7 protein-coding genes and 1 pseudogene are annotated in these 11,703 nt (G+C 39.6%); 4 read left to right on the forward strand and 4 right to left on the reverse strand.

Going from position 1 to position 11,703, the window contains the following annotated elements; all coding sequences use genetic code 11:
- Positions 1 to 124: 124 nt before the first annotated feature.
- The 4 genes and pseudogenes from AAC037_RS09175 to lpdA all read left to right on the forward strand — a co-directional run bounded on the left by AAC037_RS09175 (position 125) and on the right by lpdA (position 7,158).
- Positions 125 to 943: an NAD(P)H-binding protein gene (locus AAC037_RS09175; RefSeq protein ID WP_339902708.1), complete on the forward strand. Its 819-nt coding sequence runs from the start codon at positions 125 to 127 to the stop codon at positions 941 to 943.
- Positions 944 to 1,265: 322 nt separating this feature from the next.
- A pseudogene (locus AAC037_RS09180) lies at positions 1,266 to 4,044 on the forward strand (2-oxoglutarate dehydrogenase E1 component).
- Positions 4,045 to 4,131: 87 nt separating this feature from the next.
- The gene (gene odhB / locus AAC037_RS09185) at positions 4,132 to 5,697 is read left to right on the forward strand and encodes a 2-oxoglutarate dehydrogenase complex dihydrolipoyllysine-residue succinyltransferase (protein ID WP_339902709.1); all 1,566 of its coding nucleotides are present in this window, start codon (positions 4,132 to 4,134) and stop codon (positions 5,695 to 5,697) included.
- Between the two features lie 63 nt (positions 5,698 to 5,760).
- Positions 5,761 to 7,158 (forward strand): dihydrolipoyl dehydrogenase, encoded by a 1,398-nt coding sequence (lpdA, locus tag AAC037_RS09190; RefSeq protein ID WP_339902710.1) that lies wholly within the window; start codon positions 5,761 to 5,763, stop codon positions 7,156 to 7,158.
- A 74-nt stretch (positions 7,159 to 7,232) separates the two neighbouring features.
- On the opposite strand, the gene AAC037_RS09195 is transcribed toward lpdA, so the two are convergent.
- From AAC037_RS09195 to AAC037_RS09210, 4 genes are all read right to left on the reverse strand, one after another.
- On the reverse strand, positions 7,233 to 7,667 hold the full coding sequence (locus tag AAC037_RS09195) for a universal stress protein (RefSeq protein WP_339902711.1): 435 nt from the start codon (positions 7,665 to 7,667) through the stop codon (positions 7,233 to 7,235).
- 552 nt (positions 7,668 to 8,219) lie between these two features.
- Positions 8,220 to 9,260, reverse strand: a complete 1,041-nt coding sequence (locus AAC037_RS09200) for a serine hydrolase domain-containing protein (RefSeq protein ID WP_339902712.1) — start codon at positions 9,258 to 9,260, stop codon at positions 8,220 to 8,222.
- A gap of 74 nt (positions 9,261 to 9,334) precedes the next feature.
- On the reverse strand, positions 9,335 to 10,768 hold the full coding sequence (locus AAC037_RS09205; RefSeq protein ID WP_339902713.1) for an amidohydrolase family protein: 1,434 nt from the start codon (positions 10,766 to 10,768) through the stop codon (positions 9,335 to 9,337).
- Entirely contained in the window at positions 10,765 to 11,460 is a 696-nt protein-coding gene (locus AAC037_RS09210) for a DUF4386 domain-containing protein (protein WP_339902714.1), read from the reverse strand. The genes AAC037_RS09205 and AAC037_RS09210 overlap by 4 nt, the downstream gene beginning before the upstream one ends.
- Positions 11,461 to 11,703 lie beyond the last annotated feature (243 nt).

The raw sequence follows: 11,703 nt of genomic DNA on the forward strand, positions 1-11,703 counted from the left end.
GCTTTAATGGTTAAAGTAAAGGAGCCATGAATAGCTTTCAAATAATGATAAGGTTGTGTTATCCTTATTGATGACCCAAGGTTTAATAAGCATACGTTTTTGTAGACCATAGAAAAAAGATCAAATGACTGTTAGTATAATTGGAATGGGTTGGCTTGGAATCCCCTTGGCTAAAGCCCTAAAAGAAAAGGGCATTACCGTAAAGGGAACAACCACCAATCCGGAAAAAGAACAATCCTTAAGAAAGCAAGGATTTGAATGCGAGCAACTGCTATTAAACCCGGAATTGGAGGGTACTGTTCCTAAAAGTATTTTTGATACAGACATTCTATTTATAAACATCCCTCCTTCTACTCGGAGTAAACCAAGCTCTTATCCCCCAAGACAAATTGAGATAATCAAGGGATTAACTCAGAAACATGGCATAAAAAGGGTTATATACGTCAGTGCCACTTCTGTTTATCCCAACAACAACAAAGTGGCAACCGAAGCAGACCCACTTAATCTTACCAACACAGGAAATCCTGCCCTGTTGACTGCAGAAAATTTATTACGGAAAAACAATACCTATGACTTGACAGTTATTCGATTTGGAGGGTTATTGGGTGATGACAGAATTCCGGGGAAATATTTTAGTGGTAAAAAGGATGTTCCGGGACATCCTCCTGTCAACTATATTCACAAAAAGGATGCCGTGAGGGCGGTGCTTTGGATTATAGAAAAGGGTTTATGGAATGAAACCTATAATATTGTTTGTCCTAATCATCCGGCAAAAAAGGCGGTTATTGAAAAAAATGCTTTAGACATGGGCTTTGCTCCACCTGTCAATTACGAAAATCCGGAAAAGCAAGAATGGAAAGAAATTGCAGCAGATAAATGGTGCCAAACAAAATTTCAATTTGTCTATGACAACCCGCTTGATTTCACCTACACAACGAATTGACAGATAAAATAAGCCTTTAGTGAGCTTTCAATGGTCTTTTAAAGCGAATTATGACCGATAAAATTAATTTTAGGAATAAAAAAATAAAAAATTTGGTTGTATTTGCCCAATATCCTGAAAATAAGAGCCAATTAACCCGAAGCAACTTTCATAAATCTTTATGGATAAAAATAATATTTTATTAAGCAAAATAATTCCATTCATTATATGGCTACCAAATATTATAAGTACTGATAATCAGTTTCATTCGCTTATCCGCATATACGGTTTTTATTAAATAACTTAATCACCTAATTTTGCCCCCCAATAGAAAAATAACCCCATGGATAAATACTCTTATATTTCCAATGCCCATGTAGCTTATATAGATGAGTTGTATGAGGATTATAAAAAAGACCCGGAAGCTATAGATAGCAGCTGGAAAGCTTTTTTTGATGGATTCGATTTTGCCATTAATAAATTTGGCGAAGAAGAAAACGGAGGAGCCTCAGCTGTGGCCCAAACTCCGGCAAACGGTAATTTGGCAACCAAAGGCACCATCATGGATATGGAGCGATTGCCAAAGGAGATTAAGGTAAGGGCATTGATTCATGCTTACAGATCACGTGGCCATCTCAGGTCCAAGACCAATCCGGTTAGAGAAAGAAGGGATCGCAAAGCCTTATTGGACCTTGAAGATTTTGGTTTAGAGAAAGCTGATTTAGACACCGTTTTTCAGGCAGGTAGCGAGATTGGTATAGGAGATGCTAAACTCTCAAAAATAATTGACTCTCTGAAAATCATATACGAGGGGTCAATGGGTTTTGAATACATGTATATCCGAGACCCGGAGATGTTGGATTGGTTCAGACTAATTATAGAAAAGGAGTCTTTAGAATTCAACCCTCCGCTAGAAGAGAAAAAAAGAATTCTTTTTAAATTAAATGAAGCAGTAGTATTTGAAAACTTTTTACACACCAAGTATCTGGGACAAAAAAGGTTTTCATTGGAAGGTGGAGAAAGCACCATCCCATTTTTAGATGCCTTGATCAATAAAGCCTCCGATTTAGGTGTAGAAGAAATGATGATCGGTATGGCCCATAGGGGAAGGTTAAATGTCTTGGCTAATGTCATGGGCAAAACCTATGAGCAGATTTTCTCCGAATTTGAAGGTACAGCAAAACCTGACCTCACCATGGGTGATGGGGATGTAAAATACCATATGGGCTTTTCTTCAGAAGTACCAACCACCAATGGGGAATTAATGATCTTAAAACTAGCACCTAACCCTTCCCATTTGGAGGCTGTTAATCCTGTGGTAGAAGGGTTTGTAAGGGCTAAAATAGATGATCATTACAAAGGCGATGAAGACAAAGCCATTCCTGTTCTAATCCATGGAGACGCCGCTGTTGCCGGTCAGGGAATCGTGTATGAAGTAACCCAGATGGCCAACCTTAAAGGATACAATACCGGAGGAACCATCCATTTTGTAATCAATAATCAGGTAGGTTTTACCACAGATTTTGATGATGCCAGAAGTTCTATTTATAGCACGGATGTCGCAAAAATAATAGATGCCCCTGTCATTCACGTAAACGGAGATGATCCTGAAGCTGTAGTTTTTGCCGCAAAAATTGCTGTTGAATTCCGTCAAAAATTCAATAGGGATATTTTCATAGACATGGTCTGTTATAGGAGGCATGGCCACAACGAGTCTGACGAACCTAAGTTTACCCAGCCTGAACTTTATAATGTGATCTCGAAACACCCCAACCCGAGGGAGATCTACAACAAAGCCTTATTAGAAAGAGGGCAAGTGGATGCCAAACTTGCCAAACAAATGGATAAAGAGTTTCGTCAGCTTTTGCAAGACAGGCTAGCCATGGTTAAGGTTAAACCCCCACCATACACCATCTCTCCATTTGAAAAAGCATGGAAAGCTTTGGATTGGTCAAAACCTGAAGATTTTGAAAAATCACCCAATACATCCATCAGTGAGGAAGCCATAGAAAAAGTGGCGGAGGCACTAACTGTTCTGCCTAAAGGTTTCAAGCCTATCAAACAAATAGAAGCACAACTCAGACAAAGGAAAGAGATGTTCTTCCAGAACAAATCACTCAACTGGGCAGCTGCTGAACTATTGGCTTATGGTTCTTTATTGCTGGATGGCAAAACGGTAAGAATGACCGGGCAGGATTGTGAGAGAGGTACTTTCTCACACCGGCATGCGGTTGTGCATGATGCGAGTACAAACAAACCTTATAACTCCTTGAAAGAGTTAAAAGACAGCAAAGGTCAATTTTATATTTACAATTCCCTTTTGTCAGAATATGCAGTACTGGGCTTTGAATATGGTTATTCCATGGCCAATCCTAATGCGCTTAATATTTGGGAAGCTCAATTTGGTGATTTTGCCAATGGTGCCCAAACCATGATTGACCAGTTCATTACCTCCGGGGAATCGAAATGGCAAAAGATGAATGGTTTGGTAATGCTTTTACCGCATGGTTATGAAGGCCAAGGCCCGGAACACTCCAATGCCAGACCAGAGAGGTTCTTACAACTGGCAGCTGAATACAATGTAATTGTGGCAAATATCACAGAACCTTCCAATTTCTTCCACCTTTTGCGCAGGCAACTGGCTTGGAATTTTAGGAAGCCTTGTATCGTCATGTCACCCAAATCATTGCTTCGACACCCTAAAGTATTCTCACCTTTGGAAGAATTTACCAGTGGTAACTTCAGAGAAGTGCTGTTGGATGAAACCATCAGCCCTAAAAAAGCCAACCGAGTAGTGCTTTGTTCAGGGAAGGTCTACTATGAATTGATAGAGATGAGGGAGAAAGAAAAGGTAGAAGATGTGGCCATCATTCGTGTTGAGCAGCTTCATCCGCTTCCTAAAAGCCATACAAACCTACAAGAAAGGTGTAGAAACAGTATGGGTTCAAGAAGAGCCTGAGAACATGGGTTACTGGGCTTTCATTGTCAGGAATCTTTACAAAGATTTGGTGATGAATGTTATTGCAAGAAAACCTAGTGCTTCGCCTGCTACAGGTTACCATAAAGTACATCTGGAAGAACAAAAGCAAATTTTGGAAAAAGCTTTAAAAATAAATTCTTAATTTCCCATATCTTTTATCATTTACACATAAAATATTGAAATTCTGACCTGGAAGCATTTAAACAACCGGGGAAAAATCAAATAACCGATGAGTATAGTAATCAAAGTCCCAGCAGTAGGAGAGTCCATCACCGAAGTAACCATTGGCCAATGGTTTAAAAATGATGGTGAATTTGTTGAAATGGATGAAGTCATTTGCGAACTGGAATCCGACAAGGCTACTTTTGAACTTACAGCAGAATCTTCAGGAGTGCTTCACACCAAGGCAGAAGAAGGCGATACCCTGGAAATTGGCGCAGTAATTTGTGAAATAGATCCCGATGGGAAAGAGGATGACAGTCCACAGCCTGCAGCAGCAAAAGAAACTGAAAAGGCTCCCGAAGCAGAAGCAGGAAGTACTGCTGAAGCCAAAAGTACCGGGGAAACAAAAGAAATGCATGTCCCTACTGTGGGAGAATCCATCACTGAAGTAACTTTGGCTTCTTGGATAAAAGATGATGGAGACTATGTAGAATTGGATGAAATAATTGCTGAAGTTGATTCCGACAAAGCAACTTTTGAGTTACCTGCCGAGGCAGCCGGAATCCTCAGACATGTCGCAGGCGAAGGAGACACTCTCGAAATCGGTGGTTTGATTTGCAAAATCGAAGTAATGGAAGGTGGGGCTCCAGAAGCTGCTGAAGCAACCGGAAGCGCTGCTTCAGCCGAAGGAAGCAAATCAACTACTTCTTCCAACGAAACTTACGCCACAGGCCATGCTTCTCCTGCTGCAAGTAAAATATTGTCAGAAAAAGGCATCGACCCGGCTACAGTAAAAGGGACAGGAAAAGACGGTAGAATCACAAAAGAGGATGCTGAGAAAGCAGAAAAAACCAAGCCGACGACGACTGCACCGGCTAAACCAGCTGCTAAAACTAGCGCCGAAAACGTAAAAGACAGCCCTGCGAAGGGTGATCGTTCTGAACGCCGAGAGAAAATGACATCTCTAAGGAGAACCATTTCCCGCAGATTGGTGGCTGTGAAAAATGAAACAGCCATGTTGACTACCTTCAATGAAGTCAATATGAAGCCAATCATGGACCTTAGAAAACAATACAAAGACAAGTTTAAGGAGCGATATGAAGTCAACCTTGGATTCATGTCCTTCTTTACGAAGGCGGCTTGTATAGCATTGCAAGAATGGCCAGCAGTAAATGCTCAGATCGACGGAAATGAAATCATTTTCCATGACTATTGTGACATTTCCATAGCGGTTTCTTCTCCCAAAGGGTTGGTAGTGCCTGTTATAAGGAATGCAGAAAACCTTTCCTTCTCAGGCATTGAGAAAGAGGTGGTGCGCCTTGCAGTAAAAGCCCGTGATGGCAAGTTAACCATTGATGAAATGACAGGAGGTACCTTTACCCTTACCAATGGAGGGATCTTTGGTTCCATGATGTCTACACCTATTATCAATGCTCCACAGGCAGCAATCCTGGGCATGCACAATATTGTACAAAGGCCAATGGCTGTAAACGGTGAAGTTAAAATTCTTCCCATGATGTATTTGGCATTGTCTTATGATCATAGGATCATTGATGGAAGAGAATCTGTAAGCTTCCTCGTTCGCATGAAAGAACTTCTTGAAGATCCAGCAAGGTTAATGCTGGGAATTTAAACTTATTTGAAATAATTCCTTCCTACAACTTGAAACAGGAAAGGTTCTAAAATATGACAAACAATGTATGATCTAATTGTAATCGGATCTGGACCAGGTGGCTATGTTGCAGCTATTAGAGCAGCTCAACTGGGAATGAAAACCGCTCTTATTGAAAAATATGCTACGCTTGGTGGCACTTGCCTAAATGTTGGTTGTATACCTTCCAAGGCACTCTTGGATTCTTCTGAACATTACCACAATGCTGCCCATACTTTTGAAAACCACGGGATAAACCTGAGTTCTTTGAAAGTCAATTTCAAGCAAATGGTTAGCAGAAAGCGAGACGTTGTAAAACAAAACGTGGAAGGCATCCAATACCTGATGAAAAAAAATAAAATTGATGTTCATCAGGGAATTGGTTCTTTCAAGGACAAAACCACAATAATAGTCACCAAAGAGGACGGAAAAACGGAGGAATTAACCACCAAAAAGACCATTATTGCCACTGGTTCTAAACCGGCAAACTTACCGTTTATCAAACTTGACAAAGATAGAGTCATCACTTCTACTGAAGCCCTGGAGTTGAAAGAAATTCCCAAACACCTGGTAATTATCGGTGGTGGGGTCATCGGTCTTGAGCTGGGTTCTGTATATGCAAGATTGGGAGCGAAAGTTTCTGTAGTGGAGTACATGGATGGAATTATTCCAACCATGGATAAGACCATGGGCAAAGAGCTTCAGAAGTCCCTTAAGAAACTGGGGTTTGAGTTCTATTTGAAACACAAAGTAACTGCAGTAGAAAGAAAAGGGAAAGAAGTTACCGTTTCTGCTGAAAACAGCAAAAATGAAACCATCAGCATTAAAGGCGATTATGTATTGGTTTCCATTGGTAGAAAGCCATATACTGACGGGTTAAATGCGGCTGCAGCCGGTGTAAAAGTCAATGACAAAGGCCAGATAGAAGTGGATGAAAACCTTAAAACTTCTGCGGACAATATCTACGCCATTGGAGATGTAGTCAAAGGAGCAATGTTGGCACATAAAGCTGAAGAAGAAGGCGTATTTGTAGCCGAAACCTTAGCTGGTCAAAAACCGCATGTCAACTATTTATTAATCCCCGGAGTAGTTTATACCTGGCCTGAAGTAGCTAGCGTAGGCTATACAGAAGAACAACTCAAGGAAAAAGGAATTAAAGTAAAAACGGGAAAATTCCCATTTATGGCCTCAGGAAGAGCAAGAGCCAGCGGGGATATTGATGGCCTGGTAAAGGTTTTAGCTGATGCTGAAACGGATGAAATCCTTGGTGTTCATATGATTGGGCCTCGCGCAGCAGACATGATTGCTGAGGCAGTGGTGGCCATGGAATACCGGGCTTCTGCTGAAGATATCGCAAGAATGTCACATGCACACCCTACCTATACAGAAGCTTTTAAAGAAGCATGTTTGGGAGCCACAGACAATAGAGCCTTGCATTTATAATTGCACGGATCCACGTATTTTAAAGCCCTTTGATTGATTTCAAGGGGCTTTTTTTATTGGAGATTGGCCCTAAGCTAGTCTAATGGAACGATAAGGATAGGTATTTTTGATTTTTTAATAATCTCAGCAGACACACTCCCCACAAAGGCTTTATAAAAAAATCCATGTTCATGATGACCAGCCATGATCAAATCAACGTTCAGTTTTTTCGATTCTTTTATTATCATTTCAATGGTAGCTCCCTGAACCAATAAGCCTTCCGACGCGACACCTCTTTTCTTGAGTGTCTCACTGTAGGCTTGAATCTGCCGATGTTCCTTTCTTAGCTCCGAGGCCCTGCTGTCTCTTATGTATTCCGGACCTACATCATACCCAACAAAATCCGGATCAGGGGCCGCTATATGCATTAACCACAATTTGGAACCAAAAGCATTTGCCATTTGAAATGCCTTTTCAATTAATAATGCTTCCCCTTTGTCAAAATCTACTGTGACTAAAATATTTTTCATTTTAAATGATTTTAATGCTTATAAAATACCAGTTAGTTAGGCAAAAACCGCAAAATACAGTGGTGCTGAAACGATTGTTATCTCAGTATTCAGAGCGCATTGCCAATCTCAATCCTTAAAATATTAAGCAAAATTTACGAAAAGTACAAATAAATCAGGCACTTGTGAAATTGACTTGCCATTAACCATAAGTCCAAATCAAATTAGATCGGTTATGAAAAGTCCCTACAAAAATTATAAGAAGCTGTACCTAGCCTCGATGAAACCTTTTAGGGAGTATCTAACGACCTCTTTAATTATACTCTGGCCTTGCCATGGTGCGGTATGAATGGAGGTCACTTCCAATTTATAAAATGACTCATTCGCATTAATAACAGCCTTTTGCGTTGCCCCCTACCCAAAACCATCCACCAATGACAAGAGGTTGAAAGGTAACAGTTAATTGGTTAAGGTCAAAAGTTCCAAGCTGCAGTTAATTCATACACCTTTCAAAAGAATTGATAAAAAAATCATTGATTCAAAACAATCCATTCTTAAAAGTAAATGCTCCTATTAATCTTCTTCATTATGGGTAATGATTTTTATAATCCGGTTGTAAACAATCTCAGACAGACTCCAATGATAGCCATCAAAATCAGTAGTATTTATAAATTGCACCACAACCGCATCTATATCGGGATGATATTTGGCTATGCTTTGGTAGCCGGGAATCAGCCCAGTATGCTCATACTTATAAATAGAAGAATAAACCTCCTGACCTCCGGGTTCAAAAAGGGATCCATCATTCAAGGCTCGTAAAAACACGGCCACATCCTCAGCGGTAGCCACCATGGAACCGTAATTCACTTCTTTTATATCTTCCGGTACACCTTTGTAATAGCCACTCATTAATTTTTCTATATTCACGTCCTGAATCGAGGCAAAGGTATTTTTAAGACCCAAAGGGTTAAGAATCTCTTCACGAATGCACTGAAAATTACTGATTTCGAGAACCCGTTCCTTAATTTGGGAGAGGAGTAAATAATTGGTATTTGAGTATTCATAATCTTCACCCGGCTCAAAATTAGCAGCTTGGTCAAGGATCAAATCCAAACTCTCCTGACCATTTGTTGGCGGATCCATCCAAAAATTTGGACTGTTGGTATAGTTGGGTATGCCACTCCTGTGCTGCACCAGCATGCGTAAGGTGATTTTTTCCGCGTTTTCAATTCTTCCTACTAGCTCGGGTAAATAATTACCCAACGATTCATCCAGTGAGAGGCGATTGTCATTTACAAGCTTAGCAATGGTGACTGCTTCATACAATTTGCCGATGCTAGCAATTTTGAACAATGCCTTTGGGTCAGCAGGAATTTTTTTGTCTCTGTCATGCCAACCTGCGGCATAAAATCCCGGTGCTTGACCGGCTTTATCGACATAAACAATGATTCCTTCAAAATCATGGGAAAGCGCTTTGTTTAACTCTTCCTGAATAGTATCCGATATAGGCGTTAACCAAGCAAGAAATAAAACCCAAGGAACAAACCATAAGGAAATTACGGTGCCTAGAGCTAATCCAATTCTGACGATTAATTGAGTTCTTTTATTTTTCATGGCATTAGGTTAAAGATAAGTTTAGATCGGTTTGAATAAAGCTCATCGACAAATAATGGTATTGGCTGTAAATGTCATTTTTCGACCAATAAATATTCTAAATATTTCAGACCTGAAACAATCAAGTTGTTCCGCTCCATGGCACTGTTTTTAAAGTTTATTAAGACTTCTTGGGGTAGGTGTCTTCCTTGGATAAAAACGCTGCTTGGCTTTCTTAATTCATTCAGATTTTCCAGAGGGTTATTTTCTACCAATACCAAATTAGCTATCTTCCCCACTTCGACTGTGCCCACTTTACCTAAAAAATCATGGGTTTTTGATGCATTGATTGTGGCTGTTTTTAGGACTTCAAAATTTGACAATCCGGCTTGTTTGTAAAAATTAAGTTCCTCATGAATAGAAAAACCGGCAGGCGTAATGCCTATCCCTGCATCCGTCCCAGCCACAATTTTTACCCCGGCCTTATGAAGTTTATTTATCGCCAATAAGTGAAAATCATGCTGTGCCTTAATTCTCTTTACTACCGTAGCATCGGTCGATTTGGTTTGGCTCCACCGATCAAATTGCGCTTTACTGTCTACCCTTCGTATCAATGGGTTCATAAAAATCAGCTGCTTGGAATTTAAAACCGAACGGTCCATCAACATGCGATAAATATTATAAAAAACCACCAAAGTAGGACAAAATGAGACCTCAGGATGGTCTTCAAACATAGCAACTACCTCATTGAGTTTATTGGTATCCAGCTGATAATGCAATGGCTGTTGGACAATATCTTCAGCATGCTCCACCGTAACAGCCACAGTCTCCATATGATATTCATAGGGCAATTCCGAACTGGGATGGGCCACTATGTCAAGCTCCTGTACCTTACTCTCTTTGACTATGGCATCAAAAATATCTTTTGTCAATCCATTGTAGGTTTTAATAAAATCATACCCTCTCAACTTGTACTCCTTAACCTTATCAGCTGCCTGTTGGGGGCTTTTCATTTGGAGGTTGTCGTCTCCAATAAAAACAGGTCCTGTCAATTTAGGACTGGAGGTAAAAAATAAAGGGCCTATTATCTTTTCTTCATGAATGGCTTCTTTCATCCTTAGATGCATGGGCTGCCCCCATAAGTTTCTGACTGCCGTAACCCCATTGGCCAAGAACAAGCCCAATTCATATTCATCCCAAACATGCACATGCATATCGATTAATCCCGGTAACATATAAGCTCCTTTGCCTTCAATAATGGTCCAATCTCCTGCTGGAATATCTTGTGAAATCTCTGCAATAACCCCTTCCTTAATTAAAATCATTTGATTCCTAAGCAGTGTATCTTCTGACATAGGGATTATATTCACATTCTTTATTAAATAGCTGTTTTGCTGAAAGGAGTCATTTTGTTCAATGCTAAGAAAAGCAAGATTGTGCCTTTCCTGCAATAAGGAGAAAATCAAAATGGCAAGCAGAAGCATTACCGCTACCCCTAGAACTTGGAGAAACCTTTTAATAAAATTCATATCAATAGCTCTTTTCCTTTCTGATAAGAAGCTTTGGCTCCTTTTAAAAGGAGCCAAAACCCTAAGCCAATCTCAGCCATTGCCATAGGTAAACTCAATATCAACTCTACCATTATGATCTCCTCAGCTAGGGATGGGAATGTTACCTTCACCAGGTTGAGCAATACATAACATAATCCGGCAAAGACTATCAAATAACCAAATTTATTAAAATTATTATTAATATTAGCCACAACAAACCCCAAACCAATGAGGTGAAAACCAAATATAATTAAAGATTTTAACCATATTAATTCAAAGGACTTTATTTTCATCAGTACTAACCCATATCTTTCAGTAGAACTGCCTAAAAGCGAGACAATAGGTACCAATTGAAGTATGGCATATGCCAATCCCACAGAGTAAACAATTCTCAACACCGCGGTTAAAAGAGAAAGTCTGGGGTTTAATTCCTTAAAAAAATGATGTAGGGCCCAAGCCACCAAGACATCTAATAAAAATATAGCAGCCCAACCAATAATTGCTGCTACAAAAATAGTATAGGAAGATTTTAGATTGTTGAAAGTTTCAATTGGATCCCCTTTCACAATTAACTTTTCAAAAACATAACCATAACTAAACATGGCAATTATAGCCATGGCCAAGATCGATGCTCCTGCAATCAAGCCATAAGTCCTTTTACCCCAATACATAACAATCTCTTTTTAATGAATGAATAACTAAATGTTTTATTTACTCATACAATAATAAGTTCAAACCATGTTTTAATAGTCCTGAAAAACTTATGGTATATTCTGATTTATAATTCAGAACTTATTCTTCCCATTTTGTCCAGAAAAATCGTAAAAAACTTCATCCTCTCCTCACCATGAAAATTCGGGGGGGCTTAAATCAATAGGTAATCCATCAAAAATTAAAATCGAAATTAGTCTTTT

Origin of the sequence: uncultured Cyclobacterium sp. (genome assembly GCF_963976465.1) — a bacterium.
In the GTDB taxonomy this organism is placed as follows: Bacteria; Bacteroidota; Bacteroidia; order Cytophagales; family Cyclobacteriaceae; genus Cyclobacterium.

Coding starts and splice junctions, on each gene's coding strand:
- AAC037_RS09175 (WP_339902708.1), top strand. CDS start 125: ATGACTGTTAGTATAATTGGAATGGGTTGGCTTGGAATCCCCTTGGCT.
- odhB (WP_339902709.1), top strand. CDS start 4,132: ATGAGTATAGTAATCAAAGTCCCAGCAGTAGGAGAGTCCATCACCGAA.
- lpdA (WP_339902710.1), top strand. CDS start 5,761: ATGTATGATCTAATTGTAATCGGATCTGGACCAGGTGGCTATGTTGCA.
- AAC037_RS09195 (WP_339902711.1), bottom strand. CDS start 7,667: ATGAAAAATATTTTAGTCACAGTAGATTTTGACAAAGGGGAAGCATTA.
- AAC037_RS09200 (WP_339902712.1), bottom strand. CDS start 9,260: ATGAAAAATAAAAGAACTCAATTAATCGTCAGAATTGGATTAGCTCTA.
- AAC037_RS09205 (WP_339902713.1), bottom strand. CDS start 10,768: ATGAATTTTATTAAAAGGTTTCTCCAAGTTCTAGGGGTAGCGGTAATG.
- AAC037_RS09210 (WP_339902714.1), bottom strand. CDS start 11,460: ATGTATTGGGGTAAAAGGACTTATGGCTTGATTGCAGGAGCATCGATC.